This is a genomic window from Janthinobacterium sp. NKUCC08_JDC, from assembly GCF_019345575.1.
GTDB classification, from domain to species: Bacteria; Pseudomonadota; Gammaproteobacteria; order Burkholderiales; family Burkholderiaceae_D; genus Janthinobacterium; species Janthinobacterium aestuarii.
On record NZ_JAHKQW010000001.1, the window covers coordinates 252,373 to 275,199 of the forward strand.

Consider the following 22,827-nt stretch of genomic DNA (forward strand, 5'->3'; position numbering starts at 1 on the left):
CAATACATTTACTCGCTCCAGTCGCGCGACCTTTCCACGGCGCGCTGCCACTTGTGCAGCCGGCTCAAGCGTTCATCGGCCGCCATCTTCGGCTCGAAACGGCGTCCCACCTGCCACTGGGCGGCGATTTCTTCCTGCGATTCCCAGAAACCCACGGCCAGGCCCGCCAGGTAGGCGGCGCCCAAGGCTGTCGTTTCCGTTACCACGGGGCGCACCACGGGCACATTTAATATGTCGGCCTGGAACTGCATCAGCATGTCGTTGCGGGCCGCGCCGCCGTCGACGCGCAATTCGGAAAGCGCGATGCCCGCGTCGTCCTGCATGGCGGACAGGACGTCGACGTTCTGGTACGCCACGCCCTCCAATGCCGCGCGCGCGATGTGGGCCTTGCCCGTGCCGCGCGTGATGCCGATCAGGGTGCCGCGCGCATACGGGTCCCAGTATGGCGCGCCGAGGCCAGCGAATGCGGGCACGAAGACGAGGCCGCCCGAATCGGGCACGCTGGTGGCCAGCGCTTCCACTTCGGACGAGTCGCGGATGATGCCGATGCCGTCGCGCATCCATTGCACGGCCGCGCCCGCGATGAAGGCGCTGCCTTCGAGCAAATAATCTGTCTTGTCGCTGCCCGCGCCCAGGCTCCAGCCCACCGTCGTCAACAGCCGGTTTTTCGATGGCAAGGGGCGCTTGCCCACGTTCATCAGCATGAAGCAGCCCGTGCCGTAGGTATTCTTGGCCATGCCCGGCTTCAGGCAGGCCTGGCCGAACGTCGCCGCCTGCTGGTCGCCCGCGATGCCGGCGATCGGCACGGACACGCCCAGCAGTGCCGCATGCGTGTGCGCGGCCACGCCGCTCGAGGGCACGACGTCGGGCAGCAGGGAGGCGGGAATGTCGAGCAGCGCCAGCAAATCCGTGTCCCATTGCAGGGTGTGGATATTGAACAGCATGGTGCGCGACGCGTTGCTCGTGTCCGTCAAATGGGCGCCGCTCATCTTGTAGATCAGCCAGCTGTCGACGGTGCCGAAGGCCAGTTCGCCCCGTTCGGCGCGCGCGCGGGCGCCGGGAACGTTGTCGAGCAGCCATTTGAGTTTGGTGGCGGAAAAGTAGGCGTCCAGCACGAGACCCGTCTTTTGCTGGATCACGTCCGCCTTGCCCTGCTCGACCAGCTGCTCGCAGTAAGCGGCGTTTCTGCGGTCTTGCCAGACGATGGCGTTGGCGACGGGTTCACCCGTGGCGCGGTCCCACAGCACCGTCGTTTCGCGCTGGTTGGTGACGCCGATGGCGGCCACGTCGGACGCGGCCACGCCGCTGTCGCGCAGCACTTGGTGCAGCACGCCCTCTTGCGAGGCCCAGATTTCGTTCGCGTCATGCTCGACCCAGCCCGGCTGGGGGAAAATCTGGCGAAACTCGCGCTGCGCGCTGGCGTGCGGCCGTCCCGCATGGTCGAACAGGATGGCGCGCGAACTGGTGGTGCCCTGATCTAAAGCAAGTATGTATTTGGTCATTGTCTGGTGGTGCGAAAAACGGGTAAAAACAGGCACGGAGCCATCAAGCTCCGTGCCCTCAGCACTGCGGCGGCAGTTTACCTTACCTTGCCTTCTTTCCAGGCTTGCAGCAGCTTGTCGTAGGCAATCGTTTCACCCTTCGGTTTTTCATTCGCGAGCTTTTTCCATGGAGCGTGCTGGTCCGACAGATACTGGTTCGGATCGACCTTCGGATTGAGCTTGGGCGCGCACGCCTTCATGCCGGCACGCTGCAAACGCGCCATGACCTGGTCCATTTCCTCGGCCAGGTTATCCATGGCCGCTTGCGGCGTTTTTTCCGCTGTGATCGCCGTGGCCACGTTCTTCCACCACAGCTGCGCCAGCTTCGGATAGTCGGGCACGTTGTTGCCGGTCGGCGTCCACGCCACGCGAGCGGGGCTGCGGTAGAACTCGATCAAGCCGCCGTATTCGTTCGCGTGTTTCGTGAAGTAATCGTGGCGGATGTCGGAATCGCGGATAAACGTCAGGCCGACGATCGATTTCTTCAGCGACACGGTTTTCGACGTGACGAATTGCGCGTACAGCCAGGCGGCGGCCTTGCGGTCATCGGGCGTGGACTTGAACAGGAACCAGGAACCGACGTCCTGGTAGCCGTTCTGCATGCCCTCTTTCCAGTACGGGCCGTGCGGCGACGGCGCCATGCGCCATTTCGGCGTGCCATCCTTGTTGACCACTGGCAAGCCCGGTTTCGTCATGCCGGCCGTAAACGCCGTGTACCAGAAGATTTGCTGGGCGATTTCACCCTGCGCCGGCACAGGACCCGATTCCGAGAAATTCATGCCGTTCGCCTGCGGCGGCGCGTATTTCTTCATCCAGTCGATGTATTTCGTCAGCGCAAAGACAGCCGCCGGAGAATTGGTGGCGCCGCCGCGCGACATCGACGCGCCAACGGGCGTGCACTTGTCGGCCGCGACCTTGATGCCCCACTCGTCGACGGGCATGCCGTTCGGAATGCCCTTGTCGGCCGCGCCAGCCATCGACAGCCACGCATCGGTGAAGCGCCAGCCCAGCGATGGATCTTTCTTGCCGTAATCCATGTGGCCATACACCTTCTTGCCGTCCAGTTCCTTCACGTCATTCGTGAAGAAATCGGCGATGTCTTCATACGCGGACCAGTTCTGCGGCACGCCCAGCTCGTAGCCATACTTGGCCTTGAACTTGGCTTGCAAATCCTTGCGCGCAAACCAGTCGGCACGGAACCAGTACAGGTTGGCGAATTGCTGGTCGGGCAACTGGTAGACCTTGCCGTCCGGCGCCGTCGTGAAACTGATGCCGATGAAATCTTTCAGGTCCAGGCCCGGATTCGTGAATTCCTTGCCCTTGGCGGCCATGTAGTCGGACAGCGGTTCGACGGCGCCATAGCGGTAGTGCGTGCCGATCAGGTCGGAATCGGAAATCCAGCCGTCATAGATGCTCTTGCCGGACTGCATCGACGTTTGCAGCTTTTCCACCACGTCGCCTTCCTGGATGATGTCGTGGCGCACCTTGATGCCCGTGATTTCCTCGAAGGCCTTGGCCAGGGTCTTCGATTCGTAGACGTGGGTGTCGATGGTTTCCGAGACCACGGAAATTTCCTTGATGCCCTTGGCTTTCAGCTTGGCCGCCGCATCAATGAACCATTTCATTTCAGCAAGCTGTTGCTCCTTGCTCAGGCTGGATGGCTGGAATTCCTTGTCGATCCAGGTTTGCGCCTGCTTGGCGTCGGCCAGAGCCGCATTCGACACGAGCATGGCCGCAGCCGCGAAGACCGTGAACTTCAATTTCATCGTGAATCTCCTTTTATAGTTTTTACCGGCCGCCTGTTGGCGGTACGGTACCCATCAACACCGGCAAGCCGGTTATCCCCAACGCATGACAATCAACAACAACACAAAACTGATGGCAGCCCCGATGGCCTGCTGCATTTCCGTAAACCCCGCCCACGCCAGATTCACATAGGCCGCCGTGAGCAAGCCGATGAACAAACGGTCGCCACGCGTGGTCGGCATGGGCAGGAAACCCTTGCGCTCGATGCTGGGCGAGCGGATTTGCCACACCGTCATGCCGGCCAGCATCAGGCCGATACAAATGAAGAAGATGGCCACTTCCGGCGTCCACGCCATCCAGCCGAACAGGCTGGCTGTGCTATCGGTATTTTCCATGTCACACCCTCCCCATCGCGAAACCCTTGGCAATGTAATGCCGCACGAACCAGATCACCAGCGCGCCAGGTACGATGGTCAGCACACCGGCCGCCGCCAGCACGCCCCAGTCCATGCCGGCCGCCGACACGGTGCGCGTCATGGTGGCGGCAATCGGCTTGGCATTGACGGACGTCAAGGTACGCGCCAGCAGCAACTCCACCCAGCTGAACATGAAGCAGAAGAACGCCGTCACGCCCACGCCCGACTTGATCATCGGCAAGAAGATGCGGATGAAGAAGCGCGGGAAGCTGTAGCCGTCGATATACGCCGTTTCGTCGATTTCCTTGGGTACGCCGGACATGAAGCCTTCCAGTATCCACACGGCCAGCGGCACGTTGAAGACCATGTGCGCCAGCGCCACGGCCAGGTGCGTATCCATCAGGCCCACCGTCGAATACAGCTGGAAGAAAGGCACGAGGAAGACGGCGGGCGGCGTCATGCGGTTGGTCAAGAGCCAGAAGAACAAATGCTTGTCGCCGACAAAGTTGTAGCGCGAGAAAGCATACGCTGCCGGCAGGGCAACCGTGACCGACATCACCATGTTCAAGGCCACGTAGATCATGGAATTGATGTAGCCGCTGTACCAGGACCGGTCGGTAAAAATCGTGTGGTAGTTGGCGAACGTCAGTTGTTGGGGCCACAGGCTCAGCACGCCGACGATTTCCTCGTTGGTCTTGAGCGACATGTTGAGCATCCAGTAGATGGGCAACAGGGACGCGAGCAGGAAGACGACGAGGATGGTGCTGCTCATTTTCTTGTGCATCATTTCTGGTCTCCCGTGCCGACTCTCTGCATCCACGTGTACAGCACAAAGCAGAACAGCAGGATGATGAGGAAATAGATCAGGGAAAACGCGGACGCCGGCCCCAGGTCGAACTGGCCCACGGCCTTTTGCGTCAGGTACTGCGACAGGAACGTGGTGGCATTGCCCGGCCCGCCGCCCGTCAGCACGAACGGTTCCGTGTAGATCATGAAACTGTCCATGAAGCGCAGCAATACGGCGATCATCAGCACATTGCGCAGTTTCGGCAGCTGGATGTAGCGGAACACGGCCAGGCGCGAGGCGCCGTCGATGCGCGCCGCCTGGTAATACGCGTCGGGAATGGCGCGCAAGCCCGCATAGCACAGCAGCACGACGAGAGGCGTCCAGTGCCAGATATCCATCACCATCACCGTCAGCCACGCGTCGAGCGAATTGCCGTTGTAGTTGTAGTCAAAGCCCAGCTGGTTCAGGGTATAGCCCATCAGGCCGATGTCGCCGCGGCCAAAGATTTGCCAGATGGTGCCCACCACGTTCCAGGGTATCAAGAGGGGCAGCGCGATCAGCACCAAGGCGAGGGACGCCTTCCAGCCATCGGCCGGCATGCACAGGGCAATCAAAATACCCAGCGGAATCTGGATGGCCAGCACGGAGCCGGAAAACAGCAACTGGCGCAGCAAGGCGCTGTGCAAGTCGCCGTCCAGCATGACCATGCGAAACCACTCCGTACCCACGAAGACCTTTTGCGTCGGGCTCAGAATATCCTGCACGGAATAATTGACCACCGTCATCAGGGGCAGGATGGCGGAAAAGGCCACGCACAGCAGCACGGGCAAGATCAATAGCCAGGCGCGGCGGTTGTTATCGGTTTTACCGTTATGTATCATCAGGCCACCCGCTTATCGTTGACATAGTAAAGGGTGCGTTGCGGCGGAAAGCGCAGCCGCACAGCATTCCCGGCGACGGCGTCGATGGCGCGCAGCTTGGCCGCCACCGTCGCGCCGCCCAGCTGGAATTCCGCCAGGTAATGCGTGCCCATGTTGCGCACGGCCGTGACCGTGGCGTCCAGGCAATGGTCGCCACCTTCGCCACCCTCGCCCGCTTTCACGCATTCGACAAATTCCGGCCGCACGCCCACGGTGATTTTCCCTTGCGCGCCAGACAGCGCCGCGCGGGCGGCAGCGGACACGGCCAGCAGTTGTCCCGCCACGCGCACACCGCCGTCGTCCAGGGTGCAATCGAGCAAGTTCATGCCCGGGTTGCCGATGAAATAGCCGACAAACGTGTGCTCGGGCTCCTCGAACAGCGCTTGCGCGCTGCCCGTCTGCACCACTTCGCCCTGCGTCATGACGACCACCTGGTCGGCAAAGGTCAGCGCTTCCACCTGGTCGTGCGTGACATAGATCAGGGACAATTTCAGTTCGTGGTGGATTTCCTTGAGTTTGCGGCGCAACAGCCATTTCAAATGCGGGTCGATCACCGTCAGCGGTTCGTCGAACAGCACGGCCGCCACGTCGGGACGCACGAGCCCCCGTCCCAGCGAAATCTTTTGCTTGGCATCCACGGACAAGCCGCTGGCGCGCAGTTTCAGGTCGCCCGTCAATTCCAGCATCTGCGCCACTTGCTGCACGCGCTTTTTCACCTCGATCTCTTTCCAGCCGCGATTACGCAGCGGAAACGCCAGGTTGTCGTGCACGGTCATGGTGTCGTAGATGACGGGAAACTGGAACACTTGCGCGATATTGCGCGCCTCGGTCGGCAGTTGCGTCACATCCTTGCCGTCGAACAGCACCTTGCCATGCGATGGCTTTACCAGGCCGGAGATAATATTGAGCAGAGTCGTCTTGCCGCAGCCGGACGGCCCCAGCAAGGCGTAGGCGCCGCCGTCATGCCACGCCATGCTCATGGGCCGCAGCGCATAGTCGGCGGGTGCCGACGGGTTCGGTTTGTAGGCGTGGGCCAGGTCGACCAGTTCGATGCGCGCCATGTCACGCCCCTCCTTGCGCAGGAGCAAACAGCAGGCCGCCATCGCTGGCAAAGATCAGCAAGGCATGCGGCTGGCAATACACGGTGCAGGCGCTGCCGATCTCCAGGTTGTGCACGCCGCCGAGCTGCGCCACCAGGGCCAGGTCGCCCCGGCGCGCATGCACATAGGTTTCCGAGCCGCTGATTTCCGCCAAATCCACCTGCGCCGCGATGGCCACGTCGCCCTCGGACTGCGGCGACAGATGCAGGCTGTGCGCGCGCACGCCGAGGATCACCTCCGTGCTGCCACCCAGGCGGGCACGCTGTGCGCCGCTCAAATGGATCGACAGGCCATCGGCCGCCTGCGCCACGCCGTTCGCATCCACGCGGGCGGGGATCAGGTTGATCGGCGGGTCGCTGAAGGTGCGCGCCACGTCGATGGAATTAGGGGCGTTGAAGACGTCCAGGGTCGGCCCCTGCTGCAGCAAACGTCCCTCGTGCAGCACGGCCACGTGGCCGCCCAGCTGCAGCGCTTCCAGCGGTTCCGTGGTCGCGTACACGACCGTCGTACTGCCGCTGGAAAACAGTTCCGTCAATTCGCGGCGCAATTCCTCGCGCAGCTTGTAGTCGAGATTGACCAGCGGCTCGTCAAGCAGCAGCAAGGACGCATCCTTGATCAGCGCGCGCCCCAGCGCCGTGCGCTGCTGCTGGCCGCCCGACAATTCTCCGGGCGTGCGCTGCAGATACGGCGTGATGTGCAGGCGCTCGGCCAGCGCCAGCACCTTCGTGCGGATCTGCTCCTCGGGTACCTTGCGCAGGCGCAAGGGCGAGGCGATATTATCGTAGACGGTGAAGGCCGGATAGTTGATGAATTGCTGGTACACCATGGCCAGGTTGCGTTTGCTGACGGGCACGCCCGTCACGTCGACGCCATCGGCCGTGACCGTACCCCCGCTGGGCTTGTCCAGGCCCGCCATCACGCGCATCAGGGTCGTCTTGCCGGCACGCGTGGTACCCAGCAAGACGTTGATGGCGCCCGGCACCAGGGCCAGTGACATCGGATATAAAAAGTCGTCAGCCCCCTGCTTCCTGCTGATCTTGTCCAGTACCAGTTGCACGCGCTTCTCCTCCAGTGATGTATCTTATTCTTCGCCGCACCCTCTGCGGGGCACGGTCGCCAACGTGTCCGTCTTACTGCGACAACGGGTGCTGCAACAGCCAGGCGTCGAGCGTGTCCGCCGTCTGGCGCGGCAGGTGCAAGCCCAGCTTGGAGCGCCGCCACAGGATATCGGCCGCGCTGACGGCCCATTCATGGCGCCGCACATAATCAACTTCCGCCGCGTACAGGCCGGCGGCAATTTCCTCGCCCATGGCCGCCACGTCCGCCCGCCCTTCGAGCAGCACGTGGACGCGCGTGCCGTAGGCGCGTGCATAGCGCGCCACCAGCGCCGCCGGCAGCCATGCATACTCGCGCTGCAAGCCTTGCACGAACTGGCCGAACTCGCGCACGGCCCGGTTCTGCGGCACGGCGCCATACACGTCGCCGCCGGGCAGGCAAGCGTGCTCCGTCCAGGCCGGACGCGCGTTGCCCAGCAAGGGCGCCAGCATGTCCATTGCTTCCTCGGCCAGCTTGCGGAAGGTGGTGATCTTGCCGCCGAAAATACTGAGCAGCGGCGCACCTTCCTGGTCCAGCTCGAAGCGGTAATCGCGCGTGACGGCCTTGGCGTCGGCCGCCGCGTCTTCCACCAGCGGGCGCACGCCCGCATACGTCCAGACCACGTCGGCCGGCACAATGGGCTTGCTGAAATAGTAACTGGAAAGCTCGCACAAGTAACGAATTTCCTCATCATCGATTTCCACCTTGCCACGGTCGCCTTGGTAGTCGAGGTCGGTGGTGCCGATCAGGGTGAAATCGTGCTCATACGGAATGGCAAACACGATGCGCCCATCCGGATGCTGGAAGATATACGCGTGATCATGGTCGAACAGGCGCTTGACGACGATATGGCTGCCCTTGATCAGGCGCAAGTGCCGGCCCTGCCCGCCGGGCGCCGCCTGCTGCAGGAACTCGGCCGTCCACGGCCCGGCCGCATTGACGACGCTACGCGCGCGCACCGTCGTCTGCGTGCCGCTGGCGTGCTGCAAGGTGGCCAGCCAAGCGTCGCCTTCGCGCGTCAGCATCGTGCAGCGCGTGCGCGTCAGCACGTGCGCGCCGTTGTCGGCCGCGTCGACGGCGTTCAGCACCACGAGGCGCGCATCGTCGACCCAGCCGTCGGAATACACGAAGCCGCGCTTGAACTGGGGTTTTAATGGTGTGCCGGCCGCATGGCGCGTCAGGTCGATGCCGCGGGAGGCCGGCAAGATTTCCCGCTTCGCCAGCATGTCGTAGAGGAACAGGCCGGCGCGTATCAGCCAGGCCGGGCGCTGGCCCTTCGCGTGCGGCATGACGAAGCGCAGCGGCCACATGATGTGCGGCGCCGAGCGCAGCAGCACTTCGCGCTCGATCAGCGCCTTGCGCACGAGGCCGAACTCATAGTATTCGAGGTAGCGCAGGCCGCCATGTATCAGCTTGGTGGAAGCGGACGAGGTGTGGGAAGCCAGGTCGTCCTTTTCGCACAGCACCACAGACAAGCCCCGTCCCGCCGCGTCGCGCGCGATGCCGGCGCCATTGATGCCGCCGCCGACCACCAGCACGTCGCATTTGATCGCTGTCTCCACACCCTGCTGTGCTGCGGCCATCGGGACTCCATGTATGTCAGGACGCGCCGGCGAGGAAAGACTAGGCATCGCCGGCGACTGTCGTTAAGATCACCATTTCGTAATACGCATGCAATATGAATAAGGTTACGCCAGAATACGAACCCATAGCAACATATTTTTAGTACTATTTGTTCGTTTCTGTTCGTTTTGTGATTTTTAAAGAGAGCACCATGATCTTGAATCCCCGCCAGCGCCGCCTGCTCGAAGTGGTGCGCCAGAAGGTCACCATGTCCGTCGAAGAGCTGGCCCAGCAGCTGGACGTGACGCCGCAAACCGTGCGCCGCGACGTCAAGCAGATGGAAGAAGCGCGCCTGCTGGCCCGCTACCACGGCGGCGTGGGCTTGCCTTCGTCCGTGGAAAACATCGACTACAGCCAGCGGCAGGTGTTCAACAGCGACGCCAAGCGGCGCATCGCGGCCGCCGTCGCCGCGCAAGTGCCGCACGGCTGTTCGCTGCTGATCAATATCGGCACGACGACCGAGGAAGTGGCGCGCGCGCTGGGCCGGCACACGGGCTTGCACGTGGTGACGAACAACCTCAATGTGGCCGCCATCCTGGCCGACAACACGGCCTGCGAAGTCATCGTGGCCGGCGGCGTGGTGCGCGGGCGCGACCGCGGCATCGTGGGCGAAGCGACCATCGACTTCATCCGCCAGTTCAAGGTCGACATCGGCATCATCGGCATTTCCAGCATCGACGAGGACGGCAGCCTGCGCGACTTCGACGCGCGCGAAGTGAAGGTGGCGCAAGCGATCATCGAGCAGTCGCGCGAAGTGTGGCTGGTGGCCGACCAGCACAAATTCGGCCGCAAGGCGCTCGTGCGCCTGGCCGACCTGGCGCAAATCGACATCTTGTTTACGGATGCGCCACCGCCGCCCCGCTTTGCCGAAGTGCTGCGCGAAGCGGGCGTGAAGGTGGTGCTGGCCTGAGGGGAAGTTACATTTCCGCAGTAAAACTGCGCGCTGTCGCGTGGGCAATACGTCTTGTGTGGGCCAGCATACAGAATGATATGAAATATTTATCAATTCGGCAAAAATGCTGTTACCATTGATGCAACATGAGTTATTTTTTTAATCTTCCTCTCTCGCAATACGATTATTTGCTTGATATTGCTTTTTATTTATCTAGAGTAAGGAAAAAGGAAAAAACTCTTTGCCGCTGAGTGATTTCCTGTGAAAACAGTGTTAAAAATACCTCAAGCACGATGATAGTTCCCAAACAAACCACTCGACAGCAAGCGTGAAGGCCTTAACCATGCCGGCAACGCCGCCCAGTGAAGGAAGAGAAATGAGCCATAATTTTGAATCGGCCGCCATGCCGCAAGCCGCCCATCCCAACAGCGTCCCCGTCAGCGAGCTGGAAGCCCACCTCGGTTACTGGCTGCGTTTCGTTTCCAACCACGTATCCCACAGCTTCCAGAAAAAAGCCGAAGCCAATGGCGTGACCGTGTCCGAATGGGTGGTGCTGCGCGAAATGTTCCGTCTCGGCTGCACCTCGCCCACGGTGCTGGCGCAAGTGTCCGGCATGAGCAAGGGCGCCGTCTCGAAACTGATCGACCGCCTGGAAAGCAAGGGCATGGTCAGCAAGTCCATCCTGCTGGCCGACCGCCGCCAGCATTCGATCGAGCTGACCACGGAAGGCGAGGCGCTGGTGCCCGTGCTGGCCGAGATGGCCGACCAGAACGACGAGGAATTCTTCGGCAAGCTGCCGCGCCAGCTGCGCGACGACCTGCTCGAAGCGATGAAGGAAGTGGCGCGCACGCACCAGCTCAAGAGCGCCCCGCTGAACTAAGTCAATACCGGCAAGGGTGACGCGGCGGCGCGCGCGCTTCGGCTATGATGCTGGCCTGACTGTTTACCAGGAACACGCATGGCCCTGCACATCGAAACTCCCTTGCTCAACTCGCGCGCCCTGAGCCTGCACAGCGAGCGCGCCATCTGGCTCAAGCTCGAAGCCTTGCAGCCGCCCGGCTCCTTCAAGATCCGCGGCATCGGCCTCGCCTGCGAAGAATACGCGCGGCGCGGCGCCAGCCGTTTCATCTCCTCTTCCGGCGGCAATGCCGGCATCGCCGTCGCCTATGCGGGACGCCAGCTGGGCATTCCCGTCATCGTCGTGGTGCCGGAAACGACCAGTGAACGGGCCAAGGCCCTGATCGCGCAGGAAGGCGCCGAAGTCATCGTGCACGGCGCCGCCTGGCAAGAAGCGAACGCGCTGGCGCAGTCGATGCTCACGCCGCAAGACGCCTTTTTGCACCCGTTCGACGACCCGCTGCTGTGGCAGGGCCATGCCGGCATGATCGATGAAGTGGCCAGCGCCGGTCTGAAACCGGACGCCGTGGTGCTGTCAGTCGGTGGCGGTGGCCTGCTGGCCGGCGTGGCCGAAGGCTTGCAGCGCAACGGCTGGGATGACGTGGCCATCGTGGCCGTGGAAACGCAAGGCGCCGCGTCGCTGGCGGCGGCCGTGGCCGCGCGCGAACACGTGGCCCTGCCGGCGGTCAGCAGCATCGCCACCTCGCTGGCCGCGCGCCAGGTATGCGCGCAGGCGTTCGCCATCAGCCAGACGCGCCTGCTCCACAGCGTGGTGGTATCGGACCGGGCCGCCGTCGACGCCTGCCAGCGCTTTATCACCGACCAGCGCCTGGTGGTGGAACCGGCCTGCGGCGCGGCGCTGGCGGCCGTCTACGGCAAAGCACCGGAACTGGCGCCCTACCGCAATGTGCTCGTCATCGTCTGCGGCGGCGTGACGGCCACCACGCAGCAGCTCGACCACTGGAGCGCCACCCTGTAGCCGCTACGGCGCCGCCTCGAGCAGCGCCACGCCATCGCGGCCCTGCCCCTTGGCCGCGTACAGGGCCTGGTCGGCCAGGTCCAGCAACTGCGCCGGCGTCAGCGTGCCTTCGCGGAAGATGGCGATGCCGATGCTGGTCGTCACCGGCAGCGGGCCGCTGGCCAGCTCGAAGGGCTGGCGGATGGCGTCGACGATCTTGGCGCCGACCTGGCGCACTTCGGCCGCGCCGTTCACGCCTTGGAGAATGATCACGAATTCATCGCCGGCCAGGCGCGCCACCAGGTCGCTGGCGCGCACGCTGCGCACCAGGCGCGAGGCGAATTCCTTGAGCACCTCGTCGCCCGCCTTGTGTCCCAGGCTGTCGTTGATGGCCTTGAAACGGTCGATATCGAGATAGGCGAGCGCCATCGGCGCGCGCGTGGCCCGCGTGCGCTGCATGCTTTGCGCCAGCTGCTCGTCGAAGCGGCGCCGGTTGGCGATGCCCGTCAGCGTATCGGTGGCGGCGGCGAACTGCAGCGCCGTGTGCATCGCCTTGGTCTTGGTGATTTCGTGAATCAGGCCATACACGCCTTCCACCGCGCCGCTCTCGCCCACGTCGGGCACGTAGCTGGTATGGAAGGTGCGCTCCCCCGCCTCGTTGTCGACCGTGAATTCATAGTCGACCTCCTCGCCCGCGAAGGCGCGCAGCAGGTGCTGCTCGCGCAGCTGATAGGCTTCCTCGCCCAGCACCTCGCGCATGGAATGCATCAGGCTTTCCCTGGCCGAGACGCCGAACCATTTTTCAAACGTCGCATTGATGAACTGGTAGCGGTGTTCGCGGTCGATATACACGATCACCACGGGCACATGGTCCGTCAGCAGTTTCAAGCGCCGCTCGCTGTCGCGCGTCTGCGCCTCGGCGATTTCACGCTCGGCCACCAGCGAGTAAAAATCGCGGCTCAAGTCGCCGATCTCGTCGCGCCGCTCGATTTGCAGCGCCTCGATGCCCAGGCGCTGGCGGCGGATCTGGTGCACCTGGCGGCGCAAGCGCTCCAAAGGCTGCAACAGGCGCAGCACGATGCGCCAGCCGGCCAGGCCAGCCAGCGCCGCCAGCAGCACGGCGGCCAGCAGGATCTTGCTGCGGATGGCGTGCAGCGGCGCAAAGGCCTCGCTCATCGGATACACGGACGCCAGTATCCAGCCCGTCGAGGCGATGCGGTGGTAGGCGAACAGGGCATCGACGCCCTGCGTAGTGGTCCCCGTCATCCAGCCTTCGTAGCCCTGCATGGCGCTCCGCGTGGGCACGCTGACGGGGCCATGGGCTTCGATATGCTGCATGATGCGCGACTTGTCCGGATGCTCGACGATGACGCCTTCGCTGGTCATGATGTACAGGTAGCCGCCAGGGCCCGGCTTGAGGGCGCCCAGACGGCCGAGGAAATCGGGCTGGCGCAGGTTGACGCTGGCCGCCAGCACATAGCGCACGCCGCCGTGCGCGTCGAACACGGGCTGCGTCACCACCACGATGGGCATGCCGGAAATGCTGCCGTTGAGCGGCGAGGAAATCACCGAACGCCGGGTCGCCAGCGTCTGTTCAAAGTAGGGACGGCCCTTCACGTTCAGCCCCGCCTGCGGCTTGAAAGGACTCACGCTGGCCAGGACGATGCCGTCGGCACCGACCACGCCGGCCGAATAGAACTCCTTGCCCAGCACCGTTTGCGCGGCCAGGAAGCGCTGCAGGCTGGCGCCGTCGTGCGCACCGCTGGCCGCCAGGCTGTCCGCGATCGCGCGCAACACATTGCGCTTCGCGTCGAGTTCCTCGTCGATGAATACGGCGGCGCTGGCCAGCGATACGTACTGCTGGCGCCCCATCACGTCGCGCATGCCGCGCTCGGCCACGGCCAGGGTGGCCAGCGCCAGCGAGGCGACCGCGCCCAGCACGAGCAGGAAGACGACCATGCTCATGCGCGCCTTCAGGCTGGCGGGCAGGCGCCGGCGCAGCTGTTTTCGCCAGTTCGTCACGTACGTCGCTGAAGGTAGTGGCACAGGCGCTCGACCGATTCGTCCAGCGCCAGGGTGCCCGTGTCCAGGGTCAGCGCGGCCGCCAGCGGCGCCTCGTACGGCGCGGAAATGCCCGTGAATTGCGCGAGCTGCCCCGCGCGCGCCTTTTCATACAGGCCCTTGGGATCGCGCGCCTCGCACACGGCCAGCGGCGTGCTGACGTGGACTTCGATGAAATGCGCTGCGCCGATGATGGCGGCGGCCATGGCCCGGTCGACGCAGTACGGGGAAATGAAGGCGGCGATGACGGTCAGGCCCGCCCCGTTCATCAGTCGCGCCACTTCGGCCGCGCGGCGGATGTTTTCATGCCGGTCTTCGGGCGTAAAACCGAGGTCGCGGTTCAAGCCATGGCGCAGCTGGTCGCCGTCGAGCACCGCCACGGCGCGGCCCTGCGCCTTGAGCTGGCGCGCCAGCGCGCCGGCGATGCTGGACTTGCCGGCGCCGCTCAAGCCCGTCAGCCAGACCGTGTCGTGTTGTCCTGCTGTCATCACACTGCCTCTCTCCTGTAGAGCTGGCAATATAACAAAGCCGCGCAGGAAAGGACAGACTATCAGGCAGCGCTGCGCGCCTCAAGCAGCAACTGTCGTATCTCCGGCACGCAGGAGCCGCAATTGCCGCCCGCCTTGACGCAGGCCGTCACCTGCGCCGTCGTCGTCAATTTTTGCTCCACGATGGCAGCGCAAATGGTGTTGCGCCCCACGCCAAAGCACGAACACACGGTGGGGCCGGCATCGACGCCCTTGCCGATGGGCTGGCCCAGCAGCACGCCGGCGCGGTCGGCCGCATCCATCTGCGCGTGCGCAAACAGGCCCGCCAGCCAGCTGCGCGACGGCAGGTCGGGACGGGGCGAGACATACACGCATTGCGCGATGCGTCCCTCGTCCAGGTGTACGGCACGGTACACGCCGGCGCTGGCGTCCGCGTAATCGAGCCAGTCGGCGTTGTCGTCCGTGACACCGAGCAGCGCGCGCGCCCAGGCGCCCAGGTCGTCGATGCGCTGGCGCCCGGCCAGCTCGTAGCGCAGGAACTGCTCGCCCTGGATGCGCGTCCAGTGCGCCACGCCGTCCAGGTCCAAGGGCGTGCGGCTCAACACGAACGCATGCCAGTGCACGCGGAACTGCTCAATGCGCACGGGCGTGTGCTTGAATTCCGGTTCGCCCGAGACGGGGTCGACGACGGGATTGACGACGGCGCCCACGCGCGCGTCGGAGGCATTCGCGTCGCTCCAGTGGATCGGCACGAAGACCTGGCCGCGCGCGATGCCGCCGCCATGCACGACCCTGGCCACCATCGCGCCCCAGGCGCTGGACACGCGCGCCAGCTCGCCTTCGCGCACGCTGTACAGCAGCGCATCCTGCGGGTGGATATCGATGAACGCTTCGGCGATATGGCCCGACAGTTTCGCCGCCTTTCCCGTGCGCGTCATCGTATGCCACTGGTCGCGCACCCGGCCCGTATTCAGGATGAGTGGATAGTCTTCGTCGGGTATATTGCGCGGCGCGCGCGGCGCCGTCGGCACGAAGCGCGCGCGGCCGTCCGCATGCGCGAAGCGGCCATCGCCGAACAGGCGCGCCTGGCCCTGCGGCCACTGCTGCGGCGCAAGGGCGTCGTAGCGCGCCGCATCCAGGCCCGCCAGGTGGCCCAGGTTGAACAAACGCTTTGTGGCCCCGTCATTGCGGAAGGCGGACAGGCGCGCGTGTTCATCGAAGATGGCTTGCGGCGCCGTGAAATCGAAGCCGGCATACCCCATGCGGCGCGCCACGTCGCACAGCACGTCCCAGTCGGCGCGCGCTTCGCCGGGCGCCGGCAAGAAGGCCCGCTGGCGCGAGATGCGGCGCTCGGAATTGGTCACCGTGCCATCCTTTTCACCCCAGCCCAGGGCGGGCAGCAGCACGTCGGCGTGGGCGTTCGTGTCCGACCCAGTGCTGATGTCGGACACCACCACCAGCTCGCACTTGGCCAGCGCGCGGCGCACCTGGTCGGCGTCCGGCATGCTGACCAGCGGATTGGTGGCGATGATCCACACGGCCTTGACCTTGCCCGCCTCGATGGCGTGGAACAGCTCCACCGCCTTCAAGCCAGGCTTGTCGGCGATGCGCGGCGAGTCCCAGAAGGTTTGCACGGCTTCGCGGTGCGCCGGCTTGTCGAGATCCAGGTGGGCCGCCAGCATATTGGCCAGGCCGCCCACTTCGCGCCCGCCCATGGCGTTCGGCTGGCCCGTGAGGGAAAACGGCCCCATGCCGGGCTGGCCGATGCGCCCGGTCGCCAGGTGGCAGTTGATGATGCTGTTGACCTTGTCCGTGCCGGAAGACGACTGGTTGACGCCCTGCGAAAAGGCCGTGACGACCTTGCGCGTGGCGGCAAACGCCTGGTAGAACGCCAGCAAGGCTTGCGGGTCGACCTTGCAGATTTTCGCCACACGCAAAGGATCGGAACAGTCGACATGGGCGGCGGCCAGCGCTTCATCGAGGCCGCTGCTGTGCCGCGTCACAAAATCATCGGCGATCACGCCTTCCTTCGCCAGATAGCACAATAGCCCGTTGAACAGCCACACGTCGGTGCCCGGTTTCACGGGCAGGTGCAGGTCGGCCAGCTCGCAGGTGGCCGTGCGGCGCGGGTCGATCACCACCAGTTTCATCTCCGGCCGGGTTTCGCGGATGCGGGCGATGCGCTGGAACAGGATCGGGTGGCACCAGGCCGTGTTCGAGCCCACCAGCACCACCATGTCGGCCAGTTCCAGGTCTTCATAGCAGCCGGGCACGATATCCTCGCCGAACGCGCGCTTGTGGCCGGCCACGGCCGACGACATGCACAGGCGCGAATTGGTGTCGATATTCGCGCTGCCCACATAGCCCTTCATGAATTTATTGGCGATGTAATAGTCTTCCGTCAGCAGCTGGCCCGAGACGTACAGGGCGACGGCGTCGGGGCCATGCTTGTCGATGATGGCGCGCAGGCCACCGGCCACCTGGTCCAGCGCGGCATCCCAGGAGGACGGCTGCAGCACGCCATCGACGCGTACCTGCGGCTGCAGCAGGCGCTGGTCAAGATCCAGGGTGTCGCCGAGGGCAGAGCCTTTCACGCACAGCTTGCCCTGGTTGGCCGGGTGATTGGCATCGCCGGCGATGCGGATGGCGCCGTCGGGCAGGCGTGTCGCTTCCACGCCGCAGCCGACGCCGCAATACGGGCAAGTGGTTTTCACGGGCGTGCAAGTGGTCATGGGGGTCCTGTTGGTCGCTGTCAGGCGGCCTGGGCGCACAGCGCCTGGCCAAACAATAAATGGGCGCGCAGCTTGCTGATGTCGCGGCGCTGCTGGATCAGGTCGAAATACCAGGGGCCGTCCTGCACGTCGCCATACAGCACGGCGCCGGCCAGGCGGCTGCCCTGCACCACCAGGCGCTTGTAGACGCCGCGGCGCGGATCGCGCAGCACCAGGTCTTCGCTGCCCTCGCCGCCGATGATGTCGCCGGCCGAGTACAGGTCGATGCCCGTCACTTTCAATTTGGTGGCGCTGGCCTGCTGCACGTAGCGGCGGTGCCCTGCGCCGGCCAGGTGGGCGCCGCACACGCGCGCCTGTTCCCAGATGGGCGCGACCAGGCCAAACGTGGCGCGCCGGTGCTGCACGCATTCGCCCACGGCGTACACGCGCGGGTCGTAGCTTTGCAGGCAATCGTCAACGACGATGGCCCGTTCGCAGTGCAGGCCGGCCGCTTGCGCCAGCGCGATGTTCGGGCGCACGCCGGCCGTCATCACCACCAGGTCGGCGGGGATCGACGTGCCATCGGCAAAGCGAACTCCCTGCACGCGGTCGCTGCCGAGGATTTCCGCAGTTTGCGCGTGCATCAAAAACCGCAGACCGCGCGCTTCCAGCGCCGATTTCAACAGCATCGACGCGGGCGCATCCAGCTGCTGGTTCATCAGGGCGCCGCTCATGTGCACGACGGTGACGTCCATGCCCTGGCGCTGCAAGCCGTTGGCCGCTTCCAGTCCCAGCAAGCCGCCGCCGATGACCACCGCATGGCGGTGCGTGCGCGCCGCCTGCAGCATGGTGTCGACGTCGCTGATATCGCGAAAACCGATCACGCCAGGCAGATCATGCCCGGGTACGGGCACGATGAACGGCGTGGAACCGGTGGCCAGCAGCAGGCGGTCATAGGCGACCGTGATGCCGGACAACGATTGCACGGTGCGCGCCTTGCGGTCGATGCGCACGACGGGGTCGCCCGCGTGCAGGGTGATGCCGTGCTGCGCATACCAGTCGCGCGTGTGCAGCATGATGTCATCGACCGACTTTTCGCCGGCCAGCACGGGCGACAGCAAAATGCGGTTGTAATTACCGTGCGGTTCGGCGCCGAACACGGTGATGTCGTACAGGTCCGGCGCCAGCTTCAATAGTTCCTCGACCGTGCGCATGCCGGCCATGCCGTTGCCGACGACCACGAGCGAGGGACGCGCAGTGGCCTTGACTGGCGGATTCACAGGGCCACCCACACCATGTCGGCAAACACGCGCGCGGGCCAGGCGGCGACCGAATGCTCGGGCGCTTCGATGCACTCGCCGCTGGCCAGGTCGAAATGCTGCTTGTAGATGGGCGAGGCGACGACGACGCGCTCGCCGATGCTGCCGACGAGACCCCGCGACAGCACGGAAGCGCCCGCATTCGGGTCGATATTGTCGATGGCGTACACGCGCGGCGCCGCATCGCCGACGCGGAACACGGCCACGTGGCGGCCACCCAGCAACGCGCACACGCCCGTGTCGGGCACGATATCGGCCAAGGGACAGATGGCTACCCAATTGTCGGCGGTGGCGCCGGAAAGTTCATTCATCGCATTCATGGCTCACGCCTCCACGGCAAGGATGGGGATCACGGTGCTGCGGCGTTCCAGTTCGGTGGCGGGCCGGATCTGGCCCCGCTCTTCGACGAACACCACGTTTTCATCGCTCTTCTCGCTGTTGACGAAATGGCGGAAGCGCTGGCGCACGGCGGGGTTGGAAACGGCTTCCTTCCACTCGCAGGCATAGGTGTCGACCACGTGCTGCATGTCCGCTTCCAGCTCGTGGGCGATGCCCAGGCTGTCGTCGATGATGACGCGCTTGAGGTAATCGAGGCCCCCTTCCAGGTTGTCGCGCCACACGCTGGTGCGCTGCAGGCGGTCGGCCGTGCGCACGTAAAACATCAGGAAGCGGTCGACATAGCGCACCAAGGTGGCTTCATCGAGATCGGAGGCGATCAGTTCCGCATGGCGCGGCTTCATGCCGCCATTGCCGCACACGTACAGGTTCCAGCCCTTTTCCGTGGCGATCAGGCCGATGTCCTTGCCCTGCGCCTCGGCGCATTCGCGCGTGCAGCCGGAGACGCCGAACTTGATCTTGTGCGGCGTGCGCAAGCCCTTGTAGCGGTTTTCCAGCTCGATGGCAAAGCCCACGCTGTCGGCCACGCCATAGCGGCACCAGGTGGAGCCGACGCATGATTTCACCGTACGCAGCGACTTGCCGTAGGCGTGGCCCGACTCGAATCCGGCCGCGATCAGTTCTTCCCATATGGCCGGCAACTGGTCGACTCTTGCGCCGAACAGGTCGACCCGCTGGCCGCCCGTGATCTTCGTATATAAGCCGTACTTTTTCGCCACCATGCCCACGGCGATCAAGCCGTCGGCCGTCACTTCACCGCCCGGCATGCGCGGCACGACGGAATACGTGCCATCCTTCTGGATATTGCCGAGGAAGTAGTCATTGCTGTCCTGCAGGCTGGCGTGCACGGGAGAGAGCACGAAATCGTTCCAGCACGAGGCGAGGATATTCGCCGCCACGGGCTTGCACACGTCGCAACCGAGCCCCTGGCCATGCGCGCCCAAGAGTTCGCCGAAGCTGCGGATTTTGCCCACGCGCACCAGGTGGTGCAATTCCTGGCGCGAGTACGCAAAGTGCTCGCACACGTGGTTGTTCACCATCAGGCCCTGCTTCTGCATTTCCGCCTTCATGATCTGCGTGACCAGCGGCACGCAGCCGCCGCACGCGGTGCCCGCCTTGGTGCAGCTTTTCAGGGCGCCGATGGTGGTGGCGCCCTCGGCGACGGCCGCGCACAGCGCGCCTTTCGACACGTCGTTGCACGAGCAGATTTGCGCCGACTCGGGCAAGGCGTCCACGCCCAGGCCCACCTTTTGCTGGCCATCGGCCTGCGGCAGGATCAGGAATTCGGGGGATGCCGGCAGCTCGATCTTGTTGAGCATCATCTGCAGCAAGGTGCCGTATTCGCTGGCGTCGCCCACCATCACGCCGCCAAGCAGGTATTTGCCGCAATCGGAAACGACGATTTTCTTGTAGATCTGCTTGCGCTCATCCATGAACTGGTAGGAGCGGCTGCCCGGCGCATTGCCGTGCGGGTCGCCCAGACTGGCCACATCCACGCCCATCAGTTTGAGCTTGGTGCTCATGTCGGCGCCCTTGAACGATGCTTCGCCCTCTTCCTGCAACAGGTGGCGCGCCGCGATGCGGGCCATCTCGTAGCCGGGCGCCACCAGGCCGAAGACCAGGCCGCCCCACAGCGCGCATTCGCCGATCGCATAGATGTCAGGGTCGGAGGTGACGCAGCTGTCATCGATGGCGATGCCGCCGCGCGGGCCCACGTCCAGGCCGCAGGCGCGCGCCAGTTCATCGCGCGGGCGGATGCCGGCCGAGAAGACGATCATGTCCGCTTCCAGGTGGCTGCCGTCGGCGAACTGCATGCGGTGCGTGGCTTCTTCGCCGTCGACGATGGCCAGCGTATTTTTTTGCGTGTGCACGGTCACGCCCAGCTCTTCGATCTTGCGGCGCAGGACGCGCGCGCCGCCTTCATCGACCTGCACGGCCATCAGGCGCGGCGCGAATTCCACCACGTGGGTATCGAGTTTCAAATCGCGCAAGGCTTTCGCGCATTCGAGACCCAGCAGCCCGCCACCGATCACCACGCCAGTTTTGGATTTGCCACCCCAGGCCAGCATGGCTTCCAGGTCTTCGATGGTGCGGTAGACGAAGCAGCCTTCTCTATCCTTGCCCGGCAGCGGCGGCACGAACGGCGTCGAGCCGGTGGCGAACACCAGCTTGTCGTAGGCCAGCACTTCACCGGTGCTGGCCGTGACGGTTTTCGCCGCGCGGTCGATCGAGACGGCGCGCGCATTGAGTTTCAGGACAACGTTGCCCTTGTCGAAAAAGCCGGGTGCCACCAGGGACAGGTCGTCGGCCGATTTGCCGCTGAAAAATTCGGACAGGTGCACCCTGTCGTAGGCGGGGCGCGGCTCTTCGCACAAGACCGTCACGGACAGGTGCGGCGCGTTTTCCAATGCCAGGCGTTCGAGGAATTTATGCCCGACCATGCCATGGCCAAGGACGACGATGTTCAAAGGGTGAGTCATTACTGTCTCCTCAGGCCGCGGCCATGTTCGGTTCGGCCGCTGCACGGGTAAAACGCACGGCGATGGCGCACAGGGCCGAGATCACCACCAGCGCGCTGAGGATGATCAATGTCTGGCGGATGTCGCCCGTGCCCTTCATCAGGAAGCCGGCCGCCACGGCGCCCACGTTGCCGCCCGCGCCGATGATGCCGGCCACGCCGCCCAGCGCCTTGCTGTCGATGAAAGGCACCAGCGCGTAGGTGGCGCCGCACGCCATGTGGGTGAACAGGCCGAAGACCAGCATGGCGATGACGGCCCAGGTGACGCTGTCGACTTTGGCAAACCACAGCAGGCCCACGCCTTCGCCTATCATCAGCATGAACAGCAGGGTCACGCGGCTGTTCAAGTTGCCGCGCAGGGCCAGTTTATCGGACATCCAGCCGCCCAAAGCGCGGGCAAACAGGGCCAGCAAGCCAAAGCTGCCGGCGGCCAGGCCGGCCGATTTCAAGGACAGGCCGAAATGGTCGACGTAGTACACGGCGGCGATGTTGTGGATGAAAATCTCGATACCGAAGCAGGCGCCATAGGTGACGAACAGCAGCCACACGCGGTAGTTGGTGCTGGCCGCCTTGAAGCTGTCCCAGCCACCCTTCTTGCCACCTTCGATGGCGGTGCCGGCGGCGCGCAAGTCCGAGTAATTGCCTTCAGGGCAATCCTGCGTATAACGCCAGTAGAGAACGGCCATCACCAGCATCAGCACGCCCGGCACCAGCAGGGCCACGCGCCAGCCCAGCGATTCGGACACGCCCAGCATGACCACGGCACCGAGCAGCAGTGGCATCAGCGCCTGCGCCGCGCCGCCGCCCGCATTGCCCCAGCCGGCGGCGGCGGCATTCGCCGTACCGACAACGCGCGGAGCGAACATCACGGAGGTGTGATATTGCGTGATGACAAAGCTGGCGCCGACGGCGCCGATGCCCAGACGGAAGAACAGAAAGCTTTCATAGCTTTGCGACGCGGCCACGCCCAGCACGGGAATGGCGCCCAGCAGCAGCAAGCCCGTGTAGGTCTTGCGCGGGCCGTAGCGGTCGCACAATGGCCCGACGATCAGGCGCACGAGGATGGTGATAGCGACGGCCGCGATATTGATGTTGGCCACTTGCGCCAAGGAAAGGCCGAACTCGCCCTTGATGACAGGCATCAGGGGAGCGCAAGCGAACCAGGCGAAGAAACACACGAAAAATGCCATCCACGTCAGGTGGAATGCGCGCATGGGCGGCGTGGCGAGGGAGAAGAGCGCGATGCGCGTTGCTTTTTGGCTGGCCATGATAGGTTCCCGAAATATCCCGTTGATAAAACAAAACGGCGCCCGCCCCCGCCGATGAAAAATCAGCCTGGGCGGACGCCGTTGTCCATGT

The 22,827-nt window shown here is 64.4% G+C and carries 18 protein-coding genes; 3 read left to right on the top strand and 15 right to left on the bottom strand.

Annotated elements, in window-relative coordinates; all coding sequences use genetic code 11:
• Nucleotides 1-8 precede the first annotated feature (8 nt).
• The 8 genes from glpK to glpD all read right to left on the bottom strand — a co-directional run bounded on the left by glpK (nt 9) and on the right by glpD (nt 9,188).
• On the bottom strand, nt 9-1,502 hold the full coding sequence (gene glpK, locus KO538_RS01230; RefSeq protein WP_219327273.1) for a glycerol kinase GlpK: 1,494 nt from the start codon (nt 1,500-1,502) through the stop codon (nt 9-11).
• 77 nt (nt 1,503-1,579) lie between these two features.
• Nucleotides 1,580-3,307: an ABC transporter substrate-binding protein gene (locus KO538_RS01235; RefSeq protein ID WP_034754970.1), complete on the bottom strand. Its 1,728-nt coding sequence runs from the start codon at nt 3,305-3,307 to the stop codon at nt 1,580-1,582.
• Between the two features lie 72 nt (nt 3,308-3,379).
• A complete protein-coding gene (locus tag KO538_RS01240; RefSeq protein ID WP_034755012.1) occupies nt 3,380-3,655 on the bottom strand; it encodes a DUF2160 domain-containing protein in 276 nt (91 codons plus the stop codon).
• Nucleotides 3,656-3,683: 28 nt separating this feature from the next.
• Nucleotides 3,684-4,490, bottom strand: a complete 807-nt coding sequence (locus KO538_RS01245) for a carbohydrate ABC transporter permease (protein WP_034754968.1) — start codon at nt 4,488-4,490, stop codon at nt 3,684-3,686.
• Nucleotides 4,487-5,371 (bottom strand): carbohydrate ABC transporter permease, encoded by an 885-nt coding sequence (locus tag KO538_RS01250; RefSeq protein ID WP_034754965.1) that lies wholly within the window; start codon nt 5,369-5,371, stop codon nt 4,487-4,489. The genes KO538_RS01245 and KO538_RS01250 overlap by 4 nt, the downstream gene beginning before the upstream one ends.
• On the bottom strand, nt 5,371-6,471 hold the full coding sequence (locus KO538_RS01255; protein ID WP_219327274.1) for an ABC transporter ATP-binding protein: 1,101 nt from the start codon (nt 6,469-6,471) through the stop codon (nt 5,371-5,373). Before KO538_RS01255 ends, KO538_RS01250 begins: the two co-directional genes overlap by 1 nt.
• 1 nt (nt 6,472) lies before the next feature.
• Nucleotides 6,473-7,567 (bottom strand): ABC transporter ATP-binding protein, encoded by a 1,095-nt coding sequence (locus KO538_RS01260; protein WP_219327275.1) that lies wholly within the window; start codon nt 7,565-7,567, stop codon nt 6,473-6,475.
• Between the two features lie 73 nt (nt 7,568-7,640).
• On the bottom strand, nt 7,641-9,188 hold the full coding sequence (glpD, locus tag KO538_RS01265) for a glycerol-3-phosphate dehydrogenase (RefSeq protein WP_219327276.1): 1,548 nt from the start codon (nt 9,186-9,188) through the stop codon (nt 7,641-7,643).
• A gap of 191 nt (nt 9,189-9,379) precedes the next feature.
• Between glpD and KO538_RS01270 the strand changes: the two genes are divergently transcribed.
• From KO538_RS01270 to KO538_RS01280, 3 genes are all read left to right on the top strand, one after another.
• Nucleotides 9,380-10,138: a DeoR/GlpR family DNA-binding transcription regulator gene (locus KO538_RS01270; RefSeq protein WP_219327277.1), complete on the top strand. Its 759-nt coding sequence runs from the start codon at nt 9,380-9,382 to the stop codon at nt 10,136-10,138.
• Between the two features lie 358 nt (nt 10,139-10,496).
• Nucleotides 10,497-11,000, top strand: coding sequence for a MarR family winged helix-turn-helix transcriptional regulator (locus KO538_RS01275; protein ID WP_046684031.1), 504 nt, complete (start codon nt 10,497-10,499; stop codon nt 10,998-11,000).
• Nucleotides 11,001-11,078: 78 nt separating this feature from the next.
• Entirely contained in the window at nt 11,079-11,996 is a 918-nt protein-coding gene (locus tag KO538_RS01280; protein WP_219327278.1) for a pyridoxal-phosphate dependent enzyme, read from the top strand.
• Nucleotides 11,997-11,999: 3 nt separating this feature from the next.
• Here the strand turns inward: KO538_RS01280 and KO538_RS01285 are convergent, their stop codons facing one another.
• The 7 genes from KO538_RS01285 to KO538_RS01315 are packed head-to-tail and all read right to left on the bottom strand — an operon-like array spanning nt 12,000 to nt 22,736.
• On the bottom strand, nt 12,000-13,997 hold the full coding sequence (locus KO538_RS01285; protein ID WP_219327279.1) for a diguanylate cyclase domain-containing protein: 1,998 nt from the start codon (nt 13,995-13,997) through the stop codon (nt 12,000-12,002).
• Nucleotides 13,994-14,557: an adenylyl-sulfate kinase gene (gene cysC / locus KO538_RS01290; protein ID WP_374106829.1), complete on the bottom strand. Its 564-nt coding sequence runs from the start codon at nt 14,555-14,557 to the stop codon at nt 13,994-13,996. The genes KO538_RS01285 and cysC overlap by 4 nt, the downstream gene beginning before the upstream one ends.
• 29 nt (nt 14,558-14,586) lie before the next feature.
• On the bottom strand, nt 14,587-17,256 hold the full coding sequence (locus KO538_RS01295) for a nitrate reductase (RefSeq protein WP_219327281.1): 2,670 nt from the start codon (nt 17,254-17,256) through the stop codon (nt 14,587-14,589).
• Nucleotides 17,257-17,276: 20 nt separating this feature from the next.
• Nucleotides 17,277-18,515, bottom strand: a complete 1,239-nt coding sequence (locus KO538_RS01300) for an FAD-dependent oxidoreductase (RefSeq protein ID WP_219327282.1) — start codon at nt 18,513-18,515, stop codon at nt 17,277-17,279.
• Nucleotides 18,512-18,865, bottom strand: coding sequence for a nitrite reductase small subunit NirD (gene nirD, locus KO538_RS01305; RefSeq protein WP_034754999.1), 354 nt, complete (start codon nt 18,863-18,865; stop codon nt 18,512-18,514). The genes KO538_RS01300 and nirD overlap by 4 nt, the downstream gene beginning before the upstream one ends.
• Nucleotides 18,866-18,877: 12 nt before the next feature.
• Nucleotides 18,878-21,430 (bottom strand): nitrite reductase large subunit NirB, encoded by a 2,553-nt coding sequence (nirB, locus tag KO538_RS01310; RefSeq protein WP_219327283.1) that lies wholly within the window; start codon nt 21,428-21,430, stop codon nt 18,878-18,880.
• A 10-nt stretch (nt 21,431-21,440) separates the two neighbouring features.
• Nucleotides 21,441-22,736, bottom strand: coding sequence for an MFS transporter (locus KO538_RS01315; RefSeq protein ID WP_034754948.1), 1,296 nt, complete (start codon nt 22,734-22,736; stop codon nt 21,441-21,443).
• Nucleotides 22,737-22,827 lie beyond the last annotated feature (91 nt).

What these genes read in the sequence shown, in the direction of transcription:
- glpD (WP_219327276.1), bottom strand. Translation starts at nt 9,188, where the DNA reads ATGGCCGCAGCACAGCAGGGTGTGGAGACAGCGATCAAATGCGACGTG.
- nirB (WP_219327283.1), bottom strand. Translation starts at nt 21,430, where the DNA reads ATGACTCACCCTTTGAACATCGTCGTCCTTGGCCATGGCATGGTCGGG.
- KO538_RS01275 (WP_046684031.1), top strand. Translation starts at nt 10,497, where the DNA reads ATGAGCCATAATTTTGAATCGGCCGCCATGCCGCAAGCCGCCCATCCC.
- KO538_RS01315 (WP_034754948.1), bottom strand. Translation starts at nt 22,736, where the DNA reads ATGGCCAGCCAAAAAGCAACGCGCATCGCGCTCTTCTCCCTCGCCACG.
- KO538_RS01250 (WP_034754965.1), bottom strand. Translation starts at nt 5,371, where the DNA reads ATGATACATAACGGTAAAACCGATAACAACCGCCGCGCCTGGCTATTG.
- KO538_RS01245 (WP_034754968.1), bottom strand. Translation starts at nt 4,490, where the DNA reads ATGATGCACAAGAAAATGAGCAGCACCATCCTCGTCGTCTTCCTGCTC.
- glpK (WP_219327273.1), bottom strand. Translation starts at nt 1,502, where the DNA reads ATGACCAAATACATACTTGCTTTAGATCAGGGCACCACCAGTTCGCGC.
- nirD (WP_034754999.1), bottom strand. Translation starts at nt 18,865, where the DNA reads ATGAATGAACTTTCCGGCGCCACCGCCGACAATTGGGTAGCCATCTGT.
- KO538_RS01255 (WP_219327274.1), bottom strand. Translation starts at nt 6,471, where the DNA reads ATGGCGCGCATCGAACTGGTCGACCTGGCCCACGCCTACAAACCGAAC.
- KO538_RS01270 (WP_219327277.1), top strand. Translation starts at nt 9,380, where the DNA reads ATGATCTTGAATCCCCGCCAGCGCCGCCTGCTCGAAGTGGTGCGCCAG.
- KO538_RS01235 (WP_034754970.1), bottom strand. Translation starts at nt 3,307, where the DNA reads ATGAAATTGAAGTTCACGGTCTTCGCGGCTGCGGCCATGCTCGTGTCG.
- KO538_RS01295 (WP_219327281.1), bottom strand. Translation starts at nt 17,256, where the DNA reads ATGACCACTTGCACGCCCGTGAAAACCACTTGCCCGTATTGCGGCGTC.
- KO538_RS01280 (WP_219327278.1), top strand. Translation starts at nt 11,079, where the DNA reads ATGGCCCTGCACATCGAAACTCCCTTGCTCAACTCGCGCGCCCTGAGC.